This is a genomic window from Streptomyces sp. SudanB25_2051, from assembly GCF_964272635.1.
Classification (GTDB): domain Bacteria; phylum Actinomycetota; class Actinomycetes; order Streptomycetales; family Streptomycetaceae; genus Streptomyces.
Genome location: NZ_OZ186787.1, coordinates 1,256,872 through 1,275,607, shown reverse-complemented (window position 1 = coordinate 1,275,607; position 18,736 = coordinate 1,256,872). Strand labels below are relative to the sequence as shown.

The window sequence follows — 18,736 nt, the reverse complement described above, 5'->3', positions numbered from 1 at the left end:
GCGACAACGGGCGTTATGCGGCGATATGGCAGTGCGGTGGTGTTGGACGGTCCCGCCAAAGACAGCTGACAGACCGTCTCGCATACTTGTCGGTAACCACCTCTAGCCCCGGCCCGACACCCGGCCCTACCGTGCTCGCATGTCGCCGAACCTGCCCGACGCCGTGCTGTGGTCGATCCCCGCCTTCGTCCTGCTCACCGCCGTGGAGATGGTCAGCTACCGGCTGCGCCCCGACGAGGACGCCGCCGGGTACGAGGTCAAGGACTCCGCCACCAGCGTCGGCATGGGTCTCGGCAGCATCGGCTTCGACCTGCTGTGGAAGATCCCCGCCCTGGCGCTGTTCACCGCCGTCTACGAGCTCACCCCGGCCCGCGTCCCCGTCACCTGGTGGACGCTCCCGCTGATGCTGCTCGCGCAGGACTTCTTCTACTACTGGTCCCACCGCGGCCACCACGTCGTACGGGTCCTGTGGGCGTGCCACGTCGTCCACCACTCCAGCCGCAGGTTCAACCTCACCACCGCCCTGCGCCAGCCCTGGACCTCGCTGACCGTCTGGCCGTTCTACCTGCCGATGGTCGCTTGCGGCGTGCCCCCGGCCGCCGTCTTCTTCTGCTACTCCGTCAACCTCGTGTACCAGTTCTGGGTCCACACCGAGCGCATCGGCACGCTGCCCCGGCCCGTCGAGTACCTCTTCAACACCCCCTCCCACCACCGGGTGCACCACGCCTCCCAGGGCGGCTACCTGGACCGGAACTTCGGCGGCATCCTCATCGTCTGGGACCGGATGTTCGGCTCCTTCACCGCCGAGTCCGAACGGCCCGTGTACGGCCTGACGAAGAACATCGACACCTACAACCCGCTGCGCGTCGCCACCCACGAGTACGCCGCCATCGCCCGCGACCTGCGCCGCGCCCGGACCTGGCGGGAGCGCGCCGGGCGGTTGTTCCGCGGCCCCGGCTGGCAGCCCGAGCCGCCCGCGCCCCCGGCCGCCGGGCCCGGACCCGGCCCCGCCGGCCCGGGACCCGCCGGTGCCGGTCCCGCCGGGTCGCGGGAGCGCGTCGCATGAGCCGCGCGCGCCTCGCCGGGCTGCTGCGGGCGGCGTTCGCCGCGGCCCTCGCCGCCGACCTCGTCGCCCTGCTCGCCGGCTCCGGCACGGGCCATCTGCTCGCCAAGCCGCTGCTGATGCCGCTGCTCGCCGCGTACGCCGCCGTGCGCGGCGCGCCCCGGTCGCTGCTCGCCGCGCTCGCCTTCGGCTGGGGCGGCGATGTGTTCCTGCTGGTGGACGCCGAGTGGGCGTTCCTCGCCGGGATGGGCTCGTTCGCCGCCGGGCACGTCTGCTACCTGCTGCTGTTCGGCCGCGCCCGTACGTCCCTGCCGCTCGGCGCCTGCTACGCCGCCGCGCTGGTCACCGCCGTCGCCCTGCTGTGGGGCGACCTCCCCGCCGACCTGCGGATACCGGTCGCCGGGTATGCGCTGCTGCTCACCGCGACGGCGTGGCGGGCGAGTTCCCTGGGGCCGGTCGCGGGGGTCGGCGGCGCGCTGTTCCTGCTGTCCGACACGCTCATCGCGACCGGGGTCGCCGCGTGGCCGCAGCTCCCCGTACCCGACTTCTGGATCATGCTCACGTACGGGGCGGCCCAGTACCTCCTGACGACCGGGGCGCTCACACCGTCCAGCGCGGGGCGTCCGCTCCCCATCGGCCCGGTGGCCGCGACCAGTCCGCCGGCCCGCCCTCGTAGCTGACGGGGGAGAGGGCGTGGCGCAGCCGGCCGAGCGGGGTGTCCCGCTCCCGCAGCCACCGCTCCGGCTCGTACGGGGTGGCGCCGTCGCCGGGCAGCGGCTCCCGGTCCGTGCCGTGCGTCAGCCAGTGCCCGGTCTGCGTGAGCGCGGCCTCCACCCGCCAGGTGCCGCCGCCCCGGTGGCGTTCCGTCAGGGCCCGCAGCACGGCCGCGGCCACCAGGTAGCCGGTGCCGTGGTCGAGGGCCTGCGCCGGGAGCGCGCCCGGTCGCTCCCCGCCGCCCTCCAGCACGGCGATGCCCGTCGCCGCCTGCACCAGGCTGTCGAAACCGCGCCGCCCGCCCCAGGGCCCGTACGCCCCCCACGCCGAGAGCCGCGCGACCACCAGTCCGGGGCGGCGCCCGGCCAGGGCGTCCGGGGCGAGCCCGAACCGGTCCAGGGCGCCCGGCCGGTAGCCGGTCACCACCACGTCGGCGGCGTCCAGCAGCGCGTCGAAGGCCCGCCGGTCCACGCCCCGCCGCAGGTCCAGCAGGGTCGAGCGCTTGCCCAGGCCCGTGTCGTTGTGGGCCTCCTGGCTCTCCGGCAGGTCCGGCGCGTCCACCCGCAGCACGTCGGCGCCCAGCAGCGCCAGGGTGCGCGTGGCGACCGGCCCGGCGAGCACCCGCGTCAGGTCCAGCACCCGCAGCCCCGCGCACGGCGCCCCGGTCCGCGCCCCGCCCGTCCCCCGCGAAGGCCCCGGCGCCGCGCCCACCCGCTCCAGCGTCAGCAGGGGCCGCCCGGCCACCAGGGCCCCCTGCTCCGACGCGGCCCACGCGGCGGGGTCCCGCACGGCGACGGCCAGGCCCCCCGCCCCGTACACCGCCTCCTCCACCTCCGCCGCGCTCCGCTCCGCCAGCGCCCCGGCGACCGCGTCGGCGCCCGCGCCCGCGGGCAGCCCCAGCGCGGCCGGGAGGGCCGCCGCGTGGTGCGGGTAGTTGGCGTGGGTGCGCACCCAGCCGTCGGCCGTGCGCCAGAACCGGGACAGCGGCGCGAAACCCTCCCAGGGCCGGCCGTCCATCCTCACGAACCGGTCGCTGCGGAAGGCGGTCGCCACGGCGCCGTCGTCCACGCGCACCCGCGGCACGGGGCCTTGGCCTGTGCCGCGTACGGCCGCCAGTTCCGCCGCGGCCAGGGCGCACACCGCGACCGTCGCGCGCGCCGCCTCCGCCACGGGCAGCCGCGCGGGCAGCACCCCGGGCAGCCGGTCGTACGAGACACGCTCCAGCAACCCTTGATCGGCACCGAGTGCCGCCCATGCCGCGACTGTCGCCCTGTTCATCCCTCGATCATGGCACTGCGTGCCACTCCGGGGAAGTGTTCCCGGACATGAAAGAGCCCGGGCGCGGCTCGCGCGCCCGGGCTCCCCCTCCCCAATCAGATGTGCGTCACCAGCGCACCGCGTCCAGCGCGTCGACCAGGCCGGCGCCGTAGAAGCCGTTGTGCAGCTTCCCGCCCTCGCAGACCGCGTCGACCTTGCCGTCGCCGTTGATGTCGTACGGGTTCGTGCAGGCGCGGTCGTCGGCCTGCGCGTACAGCAGACCCTTCACCATCGCGGGGGTGGCGTAGGGGTGCTTCGACTTGATCAGCGCGACGACGCCGGCGGCGTGCGGGGACGCCATCGACGTGCCGGCCTTGTAGTTGTAGCCGCCGTTGACCGTGGTCGACAGGATGCGGCCGTTCACGGCCGGGGCCGCGGGGGTCTGGTACTCGGTGCGGTCACCGCCCGGGGCGGCGATGTCCACGACACCCATGCCGTAGTTCGAGTACGACGCCTTCAGGTCCTTGGCGCCGGTCGAGGAGACGGTGACGATGCCGGGCAGCATGGTCGGGATGTCCGGGCACTCGCTCGGGTCGACGACGCGGTCGGCCGGGGTCGTGTCGTTCGGGCTCGTGGAGTCCGTGATCTCGTCGGACGCCAGGTCGTGCGCCGAGTTGCCGGCCGCGGCGACGTTGACGGTGCCCTTGCTCTCCGCGTACCGGGTGGCGCGCTTGAGGGCCTCGACCAGGGCGCCTTGGTCCGGGTCGTTCTTGCAGTTGTACAGCCACGGGTCGACGTAGTAGCTGTTGTTGGTGACCTCGACGCCGTGGTCGGCCGCCCACATGAAGCCGCAGACGACGGCCTCGGTGTAGAAGAACCCGTCCGGGTTCGACACCTTGATGCCGGAGACCTTCACGCCCGGCGCGACACCGGTGACGCCGACGCCGTTCTTCGCGGCGGCGATCGTACCGGCGACGTGCGTGCCGTGGTCGCTCTCGCCGGCGGCGGGACGCCACGAGCCCTCGGTCGTGTCGGCCTTGCCGGTCACGCAGTTCGCGGACGCGGCGCGGTCGAAGTTCGGCGCCAGGTCCGGGTGGGTGTCGTCGACACCCGTGTCGATCACCGCGACGGTGACCTTGCTGCTGCCCATGCTGATGTCGTGGGCCTTGTCCGCCTTGATGGCGGGCAGGCTCCACTGCAGCGGCTCCAGCGGGTCCTGGCCGTCCTCCGCCGCGGCGGCCGCCTCACGGGCCTCCTCGGCGGTGAGCGGCTCGGCGGCCTCGTCCATCTCCGTGGTCGCGACCGGCGTCAGCGGCGCGGTGCGCGTGGCGCCCGCCGACTGGACGCCGCCGACGGCGCGGATGGTCTCGGCGAAGGCCGGGTTCTTGGAGTGCGCCACGATGACGCCGATCGCGTCGTACGAGGTCACCACCGTGCCGCCGGCCTCGGATATCGCCTTCTTCACCTTGGCGAGGTGGCGGCCGCCCGCCGTGTTCACCACGTACGAGAGGTTCGGGCCGTCGGAGGCGACGGCGGTCGGAACACCCTCGGCGGGTGCGGCCGAGGCGGCGCCCGCCGGCAGGAAGCCGAGCGAGGCCGTGAGCGCCAGACCGACGGGCAGAGCGAGTGCGCGCCCGCGCCTGGTTCCCAGATGAGCCATGGGTTCTCCACATCATCCGTGACGTCCGCCCGCAGAACGAATTGGGCGGGTACATGACGAGCGAAGCTATCGCTGATCATCCCCGGTCAGCAATGAGTTCGGTGAAGAAAACGGGTGGAAAGAAGACGTGGGATGAACCTCGCGGGGCCGCCTCCCGTGACGTTGTCAGGGGAGGGAGCCCGAACGGCTCCCCGGCACCCGCGAGGTGACCCCGCCCCAGCCCACAGCACCCGCGCAGCGAGGAGTTCCCGTGGCCACCGAAGCACCGCCGCCCCCAGGGGGCGCGGACACCGCCCCCGTCCAGCCGTCGACGGAGTCCTTCGTCCAGACCCAGCGCAGCGAGGAGTTCGGCGAACTGCGCCGCGCCCACCGCTCGTTCGCCTTCCCGCTCACCGTCGCCTTCATCGCCTGGTACCTGCTCTACGTGCTGCTCTCCAACTACGCGGGCGGCCTGATGGGCACCCGCGTGGTCGGGAACATCAACGTGGCGCTCGTCCTGGGCGTCGCGCAGTTCGTGACGACGTTCCTCATCGCCTGGTTCTACGCCCGGCACGCGGCCGAGAAGCTCGACCCCAGGGCCGAGGCCATCAGAACCCGCATGGAGCACGAGCTGCGCACGGAGGCCGACGCATGAGCACCCCCCTCACCCTGGCCGCCCCGCTCGCCGCCGGCGGCGCCGCGAGCGAGCACCGGCCGCTCATCATCACCCTTTTCGCCTGCTTCGTCGTCGCGACCCTCTTCATCACCGTGTGGGCCGGCCGCCAGACCAGGAGCGCCGCCGACTTCTACGCCGGCGGGCGCCAGTTCACCGGCTTCCAGAACGGCCTGGCCATCTCCGGCGACTACATGTCCGCCGCGTCCTTCCTCGGCATCGCCGGCGCCATCGCCCTCTTCGGGTACGACGGCTTCCTCTACTCCATCGGCTTCCTCGTCGCCTGGCTGGTCGCCCTGCTGCTCGTCGCCGAGCCGCTGCGCAACTCCGGCCGCTTCACGATGGGCGACGTCCTCGCGTACCGGATGCGGCAGCGGCCCGTCCGCACCGCCGCCGGCACGTCCACCATCGTCGTCTCGATCTTCTACCTGCTGGCGCAGATGGCCGGCGCGGGCGTCCTCGTCTCGCTGCTGCTCGGCATCACCAGCGACATGGGCAAGATCGCCATCGTCGCCCTGGTCGGCGTGCTGATGATCGTCTACGTGACCATCGGCGGGATGAAGGGCACGACGTGGGTGCAGATGGTCAAGGCCGTCCTGCTCATCGCGGGCACCCTGCTCATCACCTTCCTGGTCCTGCTGAAGTACGGCTTCAACATCTCCGAGCTGCTCGGCAAGGCGGCCGAGAACAGCGGCAAGGGCGCCGCCTTCCTGGAGCCCGGCCTCAAGTACGGCGTAAGCGCCACCTCGAAGCTGGACTTCATCTCGCTCGGCATCGCCCTGGTCCTCGGCACCGCGGGCCTGCCGCACATCCTCATCCGCTTCTACACGGTGCCCACCGCGAAGGCCGCCCGTAAGTCCGTCAACTGGGCCATCGGCATCATCGGCGCCTTCTACCTGATGACCATCGCGCTCGGCTTCGGCGCCGCCGCCATCGTCGGCCCCGAGGAGATCAAGGCGTCCAACAAGGCGGGCAACACCGCCGCCCCGCTGCTCGCCCTCCACATCGGCGGAGCGGACTCCCCGGGCGGCGCGATCCTGCTCGCCGTCATCTCGGCGGTCGCCTTCGCGACGATCCTCGCCGTCGTCGCCGGGCTCACCCTCGCCTCGTCCTCGTCGTTCGCCCACGACATCTACGCGAGCGTCATCCGCAAGGGCCAGGCGACCGAGAAGGAGGAGGTCCGCGCCGCGCGCTGGGCGACCGTCCTCATCGGCGTCGTCTCCATCGGGCTCGGCGCGCTCGCCCGCGACCTCAACGTCGCCGGACTGGTCGCCCTCGCCTTCGCGGTCGCCGCGTCCGCCAACCTGCCGACGATCCTCTACAGCCTGTTCTGGAAGCGCTTCACCACCCAGGGCGCCCTGTGGTCGATCTACGGCGGCCTGACCGCGTCCGTCGTCCTCGTGCTGTTCTCGCCGGTCGTCTCCGGCAAGGCCACCTCGATGTTCCCGGACGTCGACTTCGCCTGGTTCCCGCTGGAGAACCCCGGCCTCATCTCCATCCCGCTCGGCTTCCTCCTGGGGTGGCTCGGCTCCCTGCTGTCCAAGGAGCGCCCCGACGCCGGAAAGTACGCCGAACTGGAGGTCAAGTCCCTCACCGGTGTCGGAGCGCACTGATCCGCACACCCTGAGCGATCACCGGCGGCCGTGTCGTAGGACCCTACGACACGGCCCCGCCGCTTCCTGGGCCAAACGCCCCACGAAGCGGCGCGCCCGGTCGCGTAGGCTCGGAGAAAGACCGCATACGAACAGCAGGTCGAACCGGGAGGGCGCCCACCGTGCTCATCGACACCTACGGCCGTGTGGCCACGGACCTGCGGGTCTCGCTGACCGACCGGTGCAACCTGCGCTGCACGTACTGCATGCCCGAGGAGGGCCTGCAGTGGCTCGGCAAGCCCGACCTCCTCACGGACGACGAGATCGTCCGCCTGATCCGGATAGCCGTGACCGACCTCGGTGTCACCGAGGTCCGCTTCACCGGCGGCGAGCCCCTGCTGCGCCCCGGCCTGGTCTCCATCGTCGAGCGGTGCGCCGCCCTGGAGCCCCGCCCGCGCATGTCGTTGACCACCAACGGCATCGGACTCAAGCGCACCGCCACCGCCCTCAAGGACGCCGGGCTCGACCGGGTCAACGTCTCCCTGGACACGCTGCGGCCCGACGTCTTCAAGGCCCTCACCCGCCGCGACCGCCACCACGACGTCCTCGACGGGCTGGCCGCCGCGCGCGACGCCGGACTGACACCGGTGAAGGTCAACGCGGTCCTGATGCCCGGCCTCAACGACGACGAGGCCCCCGACCTGCTCGCCTGGGCCGTCGCCCACGACTACGAACTGCGGTTCATCGAGCAGATGCCGCTCGACGCCCAGCACGGCTGGAAGCGCGACGGCATGATCACCGCCGGGGACATCCTCGCCTCGCTGCGGACCCGCTTCACGCTCACCCCGGAGGCCGACGAGGAGCGCGGCTCCGCGCCCGCCGAGCGGTGGATCGTGGACGGCGGCCCGCACCGCGTCGGCGTGATCGCCTCCGTGACCCGCCCGTTCTGCCGCGCCTGCGACCGCACCCGGCTCACCGCCGACGGCCAGGTCCGCACCTGCCTGTTCGCCCGCGAGGAGACCGATCTGCGCGGGGCGCTGCGCTCGGACGCGCCCGACGAGGAGATCGCCCGGATCTGGCGGCAGGCCATGTGGGGCAAGAAGGCCGGCTCGGGGCTCGACGACCCGTCGTTCCTCCAGCCCGACCGCCCGATGTCCGCGATCGGCGGCTGAACGCGCGACCGGCGTCCGGCCCCGCCACGGGGGTCCGGTCCCGCGACGGGCGCCCGGGCCCGGGACGGGCGGCTGTACGCGCGACCGGCGGCCGGGCCGGGGAGCCGGGACGCTACCCGGACGCGCCGGGGGCCGTACCGGAGCCGGGGGCCGACTCCCAGTCGGCGAGCGTCACGACGTCCTTGAGGAAGCCCCGTACGCCGAGGAACTGCGACAGGTGCTCGCGGTGCTCCTCGCACGCCAGCCAGGTCTTGCGGCGCTCCGGTGTGTGCAGCTTCGGGTTGTTCCACGCCAGCACCCACACGGCGGCGGTCCGGCAGCCCTTGGCGGAACAGATCGGGTGGTTCTCGTCGCTCACAGCACATTCCCAACAACCACGTACGGACAAAGGCGACGCCGGGCAGCCACGGGGGGAGCTGCCCGGCGTCGGTCCGTCGCTCCGACGGGGGATGCGGAGCGCTCACGCAGTATGTCACGCACGACCCGGTGAAGTGCACCGGAACTTCACTATTGATCTGAGCTTTTCTTGAGCTTTCTCTCCTCGGCGTTCCCCGCCGCGTGATCGGCCGGACGGTCCGCCGCCTCGTCGTCCGGACGGCCCGCCGGGTGATCGGCCCGGTCGTCGGCGGGAGGGCCCGCAGGGCCGTCGGCCGGCGGCACCGCGGACGCCTCCAGCGCCGGGTGCGAGACCGGCGGCACCGAGACGAAGGTCGAGGGCAGCTTCGGCGCGGTCTCCCGGCCGGCGTTCGCGATGACCACCGCGACATACGGCAGGACCGCCCCGAGGACGAGCGCCACGATCGCCACATGCCGCTCGACGTTCCACAGCGCCGCCGCCGCGATCACCGACACCGTACGGACGGACATCGAGATCACATACCGCCGCTGCCGCCCGCGGACGTCGTCCGCCAGCCCCTGCCGGGCGCCCGTGATCGTGAAGACCTGGGCGCCGCCGTGCTTCCGCATCGCGTTCCACCACCGACCCTGCGCGCCGGTCGCTTCCCGGACCGGACCTCCTTCCACGGTACGCCCGCCGCCTCGCGGTCCCGCGCCCGGCCCCGCCCGCTCCGTCCCCGCTCCGGACCCGTGTGGACCCTCCGACATGCGAGGTGCGCCCGGCGGGCCGAAACTGTCAGGGACTGCTCACGTCGATCCGTTCCGAGGAGGCAGCCATGGGCTGGTTGTGGGCGATTATCGTGGGATTCGTGCTGGGCCTGCTGGCCAAGGCCATCATTCCGGGCAAGCAGCACAGTCCCCTCTGGCTGATCACCATCTTCGGCATCATCGGCGGCATCGCCGGAAACGCCCTCGCCCGAGCGTTCGGGATCGAGGCGACGCCCGGCATCGACTGGGGCAGGCACGCGCTCCAGGTCGTCGCCGCGGTGGTCGTCGTCGGGCTCGGCGACATGCTGTACATGGCCATGCGCGGCAATCGCCAGCGCGCCTGACCGGCCGGTACGCCCGCCCCACGGCCCGGCGGCCCGCCCGGCGGGGCACCCACCCAGAACGACGGGGGCGGCCCGGAAGCGCGAAGCTCCCGGACCGCCCGGCCGTTCGTCCGTACCGCCCGACGCTACGCCTTGACCTCGATCGCCGCCAGGTTCTTCTTGCCCCGGCGCAGCACGAGCCACCGCCCGTGCAGCAGATCGCCGGCGGAGACCACGGCGTCCTCGGAGGTCACCTTCGCGTTGTTCACGTAGGCGCCGCCCTCCTTCACCGTGCGCCGCGCCGCCGACTTGCTCGGTACGAGCCCGACCTCGGCGAACAGGTCCACCACGGGCCCGACCTCCGCGACCTCGGCCTTCGGCAGCTCCGACAGCGCGGCCGCCAGCGTCGCCTCGTCCAGCTCCGCCAGCTCGCCCTGCCCGAAGAGGGCCTTCGACGCGGCGATCACGGCGGCGCACTGCTCCGCGCCGTGCACCAGCGTCGTCAGCTCCTCGGCCAGCGCGCGCTGCGCCATACGGGCCTGCGGGCGCTCCTCGGTGACCTTCTCCAGCTCCTCCAGCTCCTCGCGGCTCTTGAAGCTGAGGATGCGCATGTAGCCGGAGATGTCCCGGTCGTCCACGTTCAGCCAGAACTGGTAGAACGCGTACGGCGTGGTCATCGCCGGGTCCAGCCAGACGGCGCCGCCCTCGGTCTTGCCGAACTTGGTGCCGTCCGCCTTCGTCATCAGCGGCGTCGCCAGCGCGTGGACGTGCGCGTCCGGCTCCAGGCGGTGGATCAGGTCCAGCCCGGCCGTGAGGTTGCCCCACTGGTCGCTGCCGCCCTGCTGGAGGACGCAGCCGTACCGCCGGTACAGCTCCAGGAAGTCCAGGCCCTGGAGCAGCTGGTACGAGAACTCCGTGTAGCTGATGCCCTGCTCGGACTCCAGGCGCCGGGCCACGGAGTCCTTGGTCAGCATCTTGTTGACCCGGAAGTGCTTGCCGATGTCCCGCAGGAACTCGATGGCGGACATGCCGCCGATCCAGTCCAGGTTGTTGACCATCGTGGCCGCGTTGTCGCCCTCGAAGAAGAGGAACGGCTCGATCTGCGAGCGCACCCGCTCCACCCACTCGGCGACCGTCTCCGGGGAGTTCAGCGTCCGCTCGGCGGTCGGCTTGGGGTCGCCGATCTGCCCGGTCGCCCCGCCCACCAGCGCCAGCGGGCGGTGCCCCGCCAGCTGGAGCCGGCGCATGGTGAGCACCTGCACCAGGTGGCCCACATGCAGGCTGGGGGCGGTCGGGTCGAAGCCGCAATAGAACGTGACCGGACCGTCCGCGAGAGCCTTGCGCAGGGCGTCCTCGTCGGTGGACTGGGCGAACAGCCCGCGCCACTTGAGCTCGTCGACGATGTCCGTCACGGGTCCCTTGCCTCCTCGATACGTGTCTGACAACCCCGCCAGTCTATGGGTCACACCCCCTGGCTCACCGAACTCATATGGAAGTCCGGCACCCGCAGCGGCGGCATCGCGGCCCGCGTGAACCAGTCGCCCCACTCGCGCGGCAGCGTCCGCTCCGTACGGCCCGCCTCGGAGGCCCGGCCCAGCAGGTCGACCGGCGACTCGTTGAACCGGAAGTTGTTCACCTCGGCCACCACCTCGCCGTCCTCCACCAGGTACACCCCGTCCCGGGTGAGCCCGGTCAGCAGCAGCGTCGCCGGGTCGACCTCGCGGATGTACCACAGGCACGTCAGCAGCAGCCCCCGGCGGGTCCCCGCGACCATCTCCTCCAGCGACCGGCCGTCCCCGCCGTCCAGGACCAGGTTCCCGGCGCCCGGCGCCACCGGCGAACCGGTCAGCGCCGCGGTGTGCCGGGTCGTGACCAGCCGCTCCAGCCGGCCCTCCCTGATCCACTCGACCGGCTCCACCGGCAGCCCGTTGTCGAACACGGACGCGTCGTCGCCCGACGAGTGGGCGATCACGAACGGCGCCGACTCCAGGCCGGGCTCCGCCGGGTCGCTGCGCAGCGTCAGCGGAAGCGGCGCCAGCCGCTCCCCGACGCGCGTACCGCCGCCCGGCCGGGAGAACACCGTCCTGCCCTCCGCCGCGTCCCGCGCCGCCGCCGACCACTGCTGGTAGATCAGCAGGTCCGCCACGGCCGTCGGCGGCAGCAGCGTCTCGTACCGGCCCGCGGGCAGCTCCACCCGGCGCCGCGCCCACCCGAGGCGCCGCGCCAGGTCCTCGTCCATCGCCAGCGGGTCCACGTCCGCGAAGTCGCGCGTCGCCCGGCCCGCCCACGCCGAACGCGAACGGTCCGGCGACTTGGCGTTCAGCTCCAGCGTCCCGTTCGGCTGGTCGTGCCGCAGCCGCAGCCCCGTCGACGTACCCAGGTACGTGGACGTCAGCTCGTGGTTGGCGAACCCGTACAGCTCGCGGCCCCCCGCGCGGGCCCGGCCGAAGGCCTCGCCCAGCGCGGGCGCGAACGCCCCGAACACCGCCGACGACGTCTCCGCCGGCGCGTCCCGGAAGTCCGGCGACTCCGGCACCCCGGCGACCAGCGGCTGCGCGTCCTCGGCGGGGCCCGCCGACCGCGCGGCCGCCTCCGCCGCCCGCACCAGCGGCTCCAGCTCGTCGGCCGTCACCGCCGAGCGGGACACCACACCGGACGCGGTGCCCTCCGCCCCGTCGACCGTGGCGATCACCGTGAGGGTGCGGCCCCGGGTGACGCCGTTGGTGGTCAGGGCGTTGCCCGCCCAGCGCAGGTTCGCCGAGGAGTGCTCGTCCGCGATGACCACGCACCCGTCCGCGCGGGACAGCTCCAGCGCCCGCTCGACGATCTCGTACGGCTTGCTCACCCGACTCATCGACCGGCCTCCTGCGCGGTGTTCAAGATGTTCACGCCCCGGAACAGGGCCGACGGGCAGCCGTGCGAGACCGCCGCGATCTGGCCCGGCTGGGCCTTGCCGCAGTTGAACGCGCCGCCCAGGACGTACGTCTGCGGGCCGCCGACCTTCTCCAGCGAGCCCCAGAAGTCCGTCGTCGTCGCCTGGTACGCCACGTCCCGCAGCTGGCCGGTGAGCCGGCCGTTCTCGATGCGGAAGAACCGCTGACCGGTGAACTGGAAGTTGTACCGCTGCATGTCGATCGACCAGGACCGGTCGCCGACCACGTAGATGCCCCGCTCGACCCCGCCGATCAGGTCCTCCGTGGACAGGCCGCCCGGCTCCGGCAGCAGCGACACGTTCGCCATCCGCTGCACCGGCACATGCGACGGCGAGTCCGCGAACGCGCACCCGTTGGACCGCCCGAGCCCCGTGAGCCGCGCGATCCGCCGGTCCAGCTGGTAGCCGACCAGCACCCCGTCCTTCACCAGGTCCCACGACTGCGCCTCGACGCCCTCGTCGTCGTACCCGATCGTCGCGAGCCCGTGCTCGGCCGTCCGGTCGCCCGTCACGTTCATCACGGGCGAGCCGTACCGCAGCGTCCCCAGCTGGTCGAAGGTGGCGAAGGACGTGCCCGCGTACGCCGCCTCGTAGCCGAGCGCCCGGTCCAGCTCCGTCGCGTGGCCGACCGACTCGTGGATGGTCAGCCACAGGTTCGACGGGTCGACGACCAGGTCGTACGTCCCCGCCTCCACGCTCGGCGCGCGCATCTTCTCCGCCAGCAGCGCCGGGATCTCCTCCAGCTCCGCGTCCCAGTCCCAGCCGGTCCCGGTCAGGTACTCCCAGCCGCGCCCGGCCGGCGGCGCCAGCGTCCGCATCGACTCGAACTCGCCGCTCGTCGCGTCCACCGCCACCGCCGTCAGCTGGGGGTGCAGCCGGACCCGCTGCTGCGTGGTGACCGTCCCCGCCGTGTCGGCGTAGAACTTGTTCTCGTGGACGGTCAGCAGCGACGCGTCCACGTGCGCCACCCCGTCCGCGCGCAGCAGCCGGGCGCTCCACTCCGCGAGCAGCGCGCTCTTGTCCGCGTCCGGCACGGTGAACGGGTCGATCTCGTACGAGGAGACCCACGTCCGCTCCGCGTGCACCGGCTCGTCCGCCAGCTCCACCCTCCCCCAAGGACTTCGTCCAGGGGGTGCCCCCACGTCGCTGCCCGCCGCCGCGATCACCCGCGCCGACAGCTGCGCCATGGCCACCGCCTGCGAGGCGACCTTCGCGGCGGCGTCCATGGTCAGGTCCACGCCCGACGCGAACCCCCACGCCCCGCCGTGCACCACCCGCACCGCGTACCCGAGGTCCGTCGTGTCGGACGACCCGGCGGGCTTGGCGTCCCGCAGCCGCCACGAGGCGCTGCGCACCCGCTCGAACCGGAAGTCTGCGTGGTCGGCGCCCAGCGCCCGCGCCCGGGCGAGCGCCGCGTCCGCGAGCGCCCGCAAGGGCAGGGCGAGGAACGCCTCATCGATGTCATGGGCCACAGGCGGCCTTCCCTTCACACACGTCACACATGGTCGCGTCGTTCGTCTTCCACTACGGCGATCACTATGGCGCAGGCGGCCGCCGGCTGCGCAGACCCGGCCGCCGGCTGCGCAGACCCGGACGCCGACTGCGCGGACCCGGACGCCGGCTGCGCGGACCCGGCGGGCGACTCGTAGCCCCGGCGGGCGACCGGGCAGCCCCGCCGCCGCTGCTCCCGCGGTGTCCGGAGCCCCCGCCGCCGGTGTTCCCGCGGTGTCCGGAGCCCAGGCCGACTGTAGAGATCCAACAGCCAGGGAACCGAGGCGCTGTCGAGGCCGGATTCGGTCGAAGGCCGGTCGTGGCGATAGTTTCGACGCGTACCAGACCGCTATCGAAAGGGTGATCCGATGAGCCGCTCGGTTCTCGTCACCGGAGGCAACCGGGGCATCGGCCTCGCCATCGCCCGCGCTTTCGCCGACGCCGGCGACAAGGTCGCGTTCACCTACCGGTCCGGCGAGCCGCCCGCCGAGCTGGTCGAGCTGGGCTGCCTGGGCGTCCGGTGCGACATCACCGACTCCGAGCAGGTGGAGACCGCCTACAAGGAGATCGAGGAGAAGCACGGCCCCGTGGAGGTCCTCGTCGCTAACGCCGGCGTCACCAAGGACCAGCTGCTCATGCGGATGTCCGAGGAGGACTTCACCTCCGTCCTCGACACCAACCTCACGGGCACCTTCCGCGTCGTGAAGCGGGCCAACCGCGGCATGCTGCGCGCCAAGAAGGGCCGCGTCGTGCTCATCTCGTCCGTCGTCGGCCTGCTCGGCTCGGCGGGCCAGGCGAACTACGCCGCCTCCAAGGCCGGCCTCGTCGGCTTCGCCCGCTCGCTCGCCCGTGAGCTGGGCTCCCGCAACATCACCTTCAACGTCGTCGCGCCCGGCTTCGTGGACACCGACATGACGAAGGTGCTCACCGACGAGCAGCGCGCCGGCATCGTCTCGCAGGTGCCGCTGGGCCGCTACGCGCAGCCTGAGGAGATCGCGGCCGCGGTGCGCTTCCTGGCGTCGGACGACGCCTCGTACATCACTGGAGCCGTCATCCCCGTTGACGGCGGATTGGGCATGGGTCACTGAGTCACATGAGCGGAATCCTCGAGGGCAAGCGCATCCTCATCACCGGTGTGCTGATGGAGTCCTCCATCGCGTTCCACACCGCCAAGGTGGCCCAGGAGCAGGGCGCCGAGGTCATCCTCACCGCGTTCCCCCGCCCCACCCTCACCGAGCGCATCGCCAAGAAGCTGCCGAAGCCGGCCAAGGTCTTCGAGCTGGACGTCACCAACGACGAGCACCTCGCCCGCGTCGAGGACATCGTCCGCGCGGAGCTCGGCGGCCTCGACGGCGTCGTCCACTCCATCGGCTTCGCCCCGCAGGACGCCCTCGGCGGCAACTTCCTGAACACGCCGTTCGAGTCGGTCTCCACGGCCATGCACGTCTCGGCGTTCTCGCTGAAGTCGCTGACGATGGCCTGCCTGCCGCTCATGGTCCCGTCCGACGGCGCCCCCGGCGAGGGCGGCGGCTCGGTGGTCGGCCTGACCTTCGACGCGCAGTTCGCCTGGCCGCAGTACGACTGGATGGGCCCGGCCAAGGCGGCCCTGGAGGCCACCAACCGCTACCTGGCGCGCGACCTCGGCAAGCAGAACGTCCGCTGCAACCTGATCTCCGCCGGCCCGCTCGGCTCGATGGCCGCCAAGTCCATCCCGGGCTTCGGCGACCTGGCGAAGGTCTGGGACGAGCGCTCCCCGCTCGCCTGGGACATGTCCGACCCGGAGCCGGCCGGCCGCGGTGTCGTCGCCCTGCTCTCGGACTTCTTCCCGAAGACCACGGGCGAGATCATCCACGTGGACGGCGGCGTCCACATCATGGGTGCCTGACACCCCGTACCACCCCGCCTGACCAGGCGTTTCCTCGACGAGGCCGCGTGACCGTCACCCGATCGGCGCGCGGCCTCGGCGTGTCTGCGGCACACTGGGAAAGCCGGGTGGCCCCAGTCCCCGGCGCCCGGGGAGGAGGGTGTGGCCGTGGCGATACGACTCCGACACCACCGGCCGGCCGGTCCGGCCGCCGGCCGCCTCCGCGTCCCGCTCCTCGCCGCCGCCGCGCTGCTGGCGGGCCACGCCGCGCTGACCGGCCCCGCCGCGGCGGACGCGCGGGACACGGCGCCGGCCGGGCACACCGGCGCGTCGTGCCGCACGGAGGTCGAGGGCTCCGCCGTCACCGCGTACTGCCACAACCCCTATCCCCGCACCGACCGGGTGCGCCTGCACGTCGAGTGCGCCCGCTGGTGGGACGTGGACGCCGACAGCGCGCCGGTCGAGGTGCCCCCCACCGCGTACGTCGAGCTGGGCGAGCGGTGCTGGAAGGAGGTCCGGGCCGCGTGGATCAGCCACGACCCGCTTCCGGCTCCGGGCTCCTGAGGCACAGGAACGGGTAGCCCGCCGCCTCGGCCGCCGCCGTCTCGGCGTCCCCCGCGCGGATCGCCTCCACCAGCCGCCCGTGGTCCATGTGGTGCTCCGGGCGCAGCCGCTGCCCCACGTCGTCGCGGAGCCAGGCCCGCAGCAGATGCCCCAGGTCGGCGTAGAGCTCGATCAGCACGTCGTTGTGCGAGGCCGCCACCACCGCCAGGTGGAACGTCGCGTCGGCCGCCACGAACACGTCCGCGTCGCCCGTCGCCCACGCCTCCTCCCGCCGAGCGAGCAGCGTGTCGAGCTGCCTCAGGTCCCGCTCGGTGCGCCGCCCGGCCGCCAGCCGCGCCGCCGACGCCTCCAGCGTGGAGCGCAGCTCCGCGACATGCCGCGGGTCGGCGTCGGCGAAGCGGCGGTGCATCACGCCGGCCAGCTCGCTCGTCGCGATGACGTACGTGCCCGAGCCCTGCCGGATGTCGAGCAGCCCGTTGTGGGCGAGGGCCCGGACCGCCTCGCGGACGGTGTTGCGGGCGACGCCCAGCTGCTCGACGAGCTCCGGTTCGGTGGGGATACGGGAGCCGACCGGCCACTCGCCGGACGTGATCTGGTTCCGCAGCTGCGCGATCACCTGGTCGGAGAGCGCGGACCGGCGGGGCGAGCTGAGCGCCATGGGTGCTTCCTCGGAGTCGTAGGGGCGGGACGCAGGGAGCGTACGGGGGGAAGCGGCGGACGGGGAGCGGGACCGGCCGCCGGGGTTCACCGGCGGGACGGCCCGCAGCCGTTCAAGGTTCGTTCAGGATTGGACAACCAATCATCCCATGATTCTATGATGGCTGTATGTCCGACGAGCCGCACACCCCCACGCAGACCCCCGTCCGTACGACCCCACGGCCCGCCGCCCCGCCCGAGGCGCGCACCGGGGAACCGGCGGCCACCGGGCGAGCGGCGGCCCCCGGGCAGCCGGGGCGCACCGGGGAACCGGCGGCCGCCGACGGCGCGGCGGCGGCCCCCGCGCGAGCGGCGGCGGCCCCCGCGCGAGCGGCGGCGGCCCCGCGCACCCCCTCCGGCGTCTGGCTGCGCCGCCTCCTCGTCGTCGGCCTCGTCCTCGCGGCGCTCAACCTCCGCCCCGCCATCACCAGCCTGGGCGCCCTCCTGGAGGAGGTCCGCACGGGCCTCCACATGAGCGGCGGCGTCGCCGGGCTGCTCACCTCCGTACCGCCGCTGTGCTTCGCCGTCTTCGGTGTCGCCGCGCCCCGCCTCGCCCGCCGCTTCGGCCCGGCGGCGGTGGTGTGCGCGGGCATGGCGGCCATCGCGGCGGGCGTGCTGCTCCGCCCCTTCGCGGGCGGCACGCCGGGCTTCCTCGCCGCGAGCGCCCTCGCCCTCATGGGCATCGCCCTCAGCAACGTGCTGATGCCCGTCATCGTCAAGCGGTACTTCCCCGACCGCGTGGGCACGATGACCGGCCTGTACTCGATGGCCCTCGCCCTCGGCACCTCCCTCGCGGCCGCCGCGACCGTCCCGCTCACCGCGGCCCTCGGCGGCGGCTGGCAGACGGGCCTCGCGGTGTGGGCCGCCCTGGCCGCGCTGGCCGTCCTGCCCTGGATTCCGGTCGTACGGGACCACCGCGCCACGGCGCACCCCGCGGTCCCCGGCCACGCCCCCGCCACGGCGGCCACCACCCCGCCCGCACCCGCGTCCCCCACCACCCCGCGCGACGCGTCGGCCGGGGCCCCGGCCGTCCCGGCGACCGCCCCCGCCGCCCCCGCGGGCCCGCGCATGGCCCGCAGCCGCACGGCCTGGGCGCTCGCCTGCTTCTTCGGCCTGCAGGCCACGGGCGCGTACATCACCATGGGCTGGCTGCCGCAGATCTTCCGCGACGCGGGAGTGCCCGCCGGCACGGCCGGCGTCCTGCTGGCCGTCACCATGGTCATGGGCGTTCCGCTGGCCTTCGTCATCCCGCGCGTCGCCGGCCGAATGCGGCACCAGGGGCCCATCGTGATCGCCCTGGGCCTGTCGGGCCTCGCCGGGTACGCCGGGCTGCTCACCGCGCCGGCCGCCGGGGCCTGGCTGTGGGCGGTGCTGCTCGGCGTCTCCAACTGCGCGTTCCCGCTCGCCCTCACCATGATCGGCATGCGGGCCAGGACGGGCACCGGCGTCGTACGGCTGTCCGCGTTCGCGCAGTGCGCCGGATACCTGCTCTCGGTGCCCGGACCGATCCTGGTGGGCGCCCTGTACCAGCACAGCGGCGGCTGGACCGCGCCGCTCGCGCTGATGGCCGGGCTGATGGTGCCGCAGATGGCGGCCGGTGTGCTCGCCGGACGGGACCGCACCGTCGAGGACGGGAACTGAGGGTGCGAGAC

General features: G+C 73.3%; 18 protein-coding genes. 10 read left to right on the top strand and 8 right to left on the bottom strand.

What is annotated here, in order from left to right; genetic code table 11:
- Nucleotides 1-139: 139 nt before the first annotated feature.
- Together ACSUPT_RS05650 and ACSUPT_RS05645 are read left to right on the top strand one after the other, a co-directional pair.
- Nucleotides 140-1,066, top strand: a complete 927-nt coding sequence (locus tag ACSUPT_RS05650) for a sterol desaturase family protein (RefSeq protein WP_351965488.1) — start codon at nucleotides 140-142, stop codon at nucleotides 1,064-1,066.
- Nucleotides 1,063-1,743, top strand: coding sequence for a lysoplasmalogenase (locus ACSUPT_RS05645; RefSeq protein WP_436943573.1), 681 nt, complete (start codon nucleotides 1,063-1,065; stop codon nucleotides 1,741-1,743). The genes ACSUPT_RS05650 and ACSUPT_RS05645 overlap by 4 nt, the downstream gene beginning before the upstream one ends.
- Here the strand turns inward: ACSUPT_RS05645 and ACSUPT_RS05640 are convergent.
- Together ACSUPT_RS05640 and ACSUPT_RS05635 are read right to left on the bottom strand one after the other, a co-directional pair.
- Entirely contained in the window at nucleotides 1,664-3,055 is a 1,392-nt protein-coding gene (locus ACSUPT_RS05640) for a CoA transferase (RefSeq protein WP_436943571.1), read from the bottom strand. The two genes, ACSUPT_RS05645 and ACSUPT_RS05640, sit on opposite strands and share 80 nt — an antisense overlap.
- 106 nt (nucleotides 3,056-3,161) lie before the next feature.
- Complete coding sequence (locus ACSUPT_RS05635) at nucleotides 3,162-4,694, bottom strand: S8 family peptidase (RefSeq protein WP_351965491.1); 1,533 nt, start codon at nucleotides 4,692-4,694, stop codon at nucleotides 3,162-3,164.
- Between the two features lie 250 nt (nucleotides 4,695-4,944).
- Between ACSUPT_RS05635 and ACSUPT_RS05630 the strand changes: the two genes are divergently transcribed.
- From ACSUPT_RS05630 to moaA, 3 genes are all read left to right on the top strand, one after another.
- On the top strand, nucleotides 4,945-5,328 hold the full coding sequence (locus ACSUPT_RS05630) for a DUF485 domain-containing protein (protein ID WP_351965492.1): 384 nt from the start codon (nucleotides 4,945-4,947) through the stop codon (nucleotides 5,326-5,328).
- Complete coding sequence (locus ACSUPT_RS05625) at nucleotides 5,325-6,959, top strand: solute symporter family protein (RefSeq protein WP_351965493.1); 1,635 nt, start codon at nucleotides 5,325-5,327, stop codon at nucleotides 6,957-6,959. Before ACSUPT_RS05630 ends, ACSUPT_RS05625 begins: the two co-directional genes overlap by 4 nt.
- 161 nt (nucleotides 6,960-7,120) lie before the next feature.
- Nucleotides 7,121-8,110, top strand: a complete 990-nt coding sequence (gene moaA / locus ACSUPT_RS05620; RefSeq protein WP_403500779.1) for a GTP 3',8-cyclase MoaA — start codon at nucleotides 7,121-7,123, stop codon at nucleotides 8,108-8,110.
- A gap of 112 nt (nucleotides 8,111-8,222) precedes the next feature.
- On the opposite strand, the gene ACSUPT_RS05615 is transcribed toward moaA, so the two are convergent.
- Both ACSUPT_RS05615 and ACSUPT_RS05610 read right to left on the bottom strand, forming a co-directional pair.
- Nucleotides 8,223-8,468: a hypothetical protein gene (locus tag ACSUPT_RS05615; protein ID WP_351965495.1), complete on the bottom strand. Its 246-nt coding sequence runs from the start codon at nucleotides 8,466-8,468 to the stop codon at nucleotides 8,223-8,225.
- Between the two features lie 149 nt (nucleotides 8,469-8,617).
- Nucleotides 8,618-9,076 (bottom strand): DUF3099 domain-containing protein, encoded by a 459-nt coding sequence (locus tag ACSUPT_RS05610; RefSeq protein WP_399217473.1) that lies wholly within the window; start codon nucleotides 9,074-9,076, stop codon nucleotides 8,618-8,620.
- A 206-nt stretch (nucleotides 9,077-9,282) separates the two neighbouring features.
- Between ACSUPT_RS05610 and ACSUPT_RS05605 the strand changes: the two genes are divergently transcribed.
- Nucleotides 9,283-9,558 (top strand): GlsB/YeaQ/YmgE family stress response membrane protein, encoded by a 276-nt coding sequence (locus tag ACSUPT_RS05605; protein WP_351965497.1) that lies wholly within the window; start codon nucleotides 9,283-9,285, stop codon nucleotides 9,556-9,558.
- Between the two features lie 125 nt (nucleotides 9,559-9,683).
- Here ACSUPT_RS05605 and tyrS read toward each other — a convergent pair whose 3' ends face one another.
- Genes tyrS through ACSUPT_RS05590 form a run of 3 tightly spaced genes read right to left on the bottom strand, consistent with a single transcriptional unit; the run spans nucleotide 9,684 to nucleotide 13,941 of the window.
- Nucleotides 9,684-10,949 (bottom strand): tyrosine--tRNA ligase, encoded by a 1,266-nt coding sequence (gene tyrS, locus ACSUPT_RS05600; protein WP_351965498.1) that lies wholly within the window; start codon nucleotides 10,947-10,949, stop codon nucleotides 9,684-9,686.
- Nucleotides 10,950-10,999: 50 nt separating this feature from the next.
- Nucleotides 11,000-12,391, bottom strand: coding sequence for a metallopeptidase TldD-related protein (locus ACSUPT_RS05595; RefSeq protein WP_403500771.1), 1,392 nt, complete (start codon nucleotides 12,389-12,391; stop codon nucleotides 11,000-11,002).
- A complete protein-coding gene (locus ACSUPT_RS05590) occupies nucleotides 12,388-13,941 on the bottom strand; it encodes a TldD/PmbA family protein (protein WP_351965500.1) in 1,554 nt (517 codons plus the stop codon). The genes ACSUPT_RS05595 and ACSUPT_RS05590 overlap by 4 nt, the downstream gene beginning before the upstream one ends.
- A 387-nt stretch (nucleotides 13,942-14,328) precedes the next feature.
- On the opposite strand from ACSUPT_RS05590, the gene fabG reads away from it, so the two are divergent.
- The 3 genes from fabG to ACSUPT_RS05575 all read left to right on the top strand — a co-directional run bounded on the left by fabG (nucleotide 14,329) and on the right by ACSUPT_RS05575 (nucleotide 16,388).
- Complete coding sequence (gene fabG / locus ACSUPT_RS05585; protein WP_351965501.1) at nucleotides 14,329-15,048, top strand: 3-oxoacyl-[acyl-carrier-protein] reductase; 720 nt, start codon at nucleotides 14,329-14,331, stop codon at nucleotides 15,046-15,048.
- A gap of 5 nt (nucleotides 15,049-15,053) precedes the next feature.
- Nucleotides 15,054-15,845, top strand: coding sequence for an enoyl-ACP reductase FabI (gene fabI, locus ACSUPT_RS05580; protein WP_361658078.1), 792 nt, complete (start codon nucleotides 15,054-15,056; stop codon nucleotides 15,843-15,845).
- A 147-nt stretch (nucleotides 15,846-15,992) separates the two neighbouring features.
- The gene (locus ACSUPT_RS05575; protein WP_399217475.1) at nucleotides 15,993-16,388 is read left to right on the top strand and encodes a hypothetical protein; all 396 of its coding nucleotides are present in this window, start codon (nucleotides 15,993-15,995) and stop codon (nucleotides 16,386-16,388) included.
- Here ACSUPT_RS05575 and ACSUPT_RS05570 read toward each other — a convergent pair.
- Nucleotides 16,354-17,046, bottom strand: a complete 693-nt coding sequence (locus ACSUPT_RS05570; RefSeq protein ID WP_361658081.1) for a FadR/GntR family transcriptional regulator — start codon at nucleotides 17,044-17,046, stop codon at nucleotides 16,354-16,356. The genes ACSUPT_RS05575 and ACSUPT_RS05570 overlap by 35 nt on opposite strands.
- 167 nt (nucleotides 17,047-17,213) lie before the next feature.
- Here ACSUPT_RS05570 and ACSUPT_RS05565 point away from each other — a divergent pair, with 167 nt between their 5' ends.
- Nucleotides 17,214-18,725, top strand: a complete 1,512-nt coding sequence (locus ACSUPT_RS05565; RefSeq protein ID WP_436943566.1) for a CynX/NimT family MFS transporter — start codon at nucleotides 17,214-17,216, stop codon at nucleotides 18,723-18,725.
- Nucleotides 18,726-18,736 lie beyond the last annotated feature (11 nt).

Coding starts and splice junctions, on each gene's coding strand:
- ACSUPT_RS05650 (WP_351965488.1), top strand. CDS start 140: ATGTCGCCGAACCTGCCCGACGCCGTGCTGTGGTCGATCCCCGCCTTC.
- ACSUPT_RS05645 (WP_436943573.1), top strand. CDS start 1,063: ATGAGCCGCGCGCGCCTCGCCGGGCTGCTGCGGGCGGCGTTCGCCGCG.
- ACSUPT_RS05640 (WP_436943571.1), bottom strand. CDS start 3,055: ATGAACAGGGCGACAGTCGCGGCATGGGCGGCACTCGGTGCCGATCAA.
- ACSUPT_RS05635 (WP_351965491.1), bottom strand. CDS start 4,694: ATGGCTCATCTGGGAACCAGGCGCGGGCGCGCACTCGCTCTGCCCGTC.
- ACSUPT_RS05625 (WP_351965493.1), top strand. CDS start 5,325: ATGAGCACCCCCCTCACCCTGGCCGCCCCGCTCGCCGCCGGCGGCGCC.
- ACSUPT_RS05610 (WP_399217473.1), bottom strand. CDS start 9,076: ATGCGGAAGCACGGCGGCGCCCAGGTCTTCACGATCACGGGCGCCCGG.
- ACSUPT_RS05605 (WP_351965497.1), top strand. CDS start 9,283: ATGGGCTGGTTGTGGGCGATTATCGTGGGATTCGTGCTGGGCCTGCTG.
- ACSUPT_RS05595 (WP_403500771.1), bottom strand. CDS start 12,391: ATGAGTCGGGTGAGCAAGCCGTACGAGATCGTCGAGCGGGCGCTGGAG.
- fabG (WP_351965501.1), top strand. CDS start 14,329: ATGAGCCGCTCGGTTCTCGTCACCGGAGGCAACCGGGGCATCGGCCTC.
- fabI (WP_361658078.1), top strand. CDS start 15,054: ATGAGCGGAATCCTCGAGGGCAAGCGCATCCTCATCACCGGTGTGCTG.
- ACSUPT_RS05570 (WP_361658081.1), bottom strand. CDS start 17,046: ATGGCGCTCAGCTCGCCCCGCCGGTCCGCGCTCTCCGACCAGGTGATC.
- ACSUPT_RS05565 (WP_436943566.1), top strand. CDS start 17,214: ATGTCCGACGAGCCGCACACCCCCACGCAGACCCCCGTCCGTACGACC.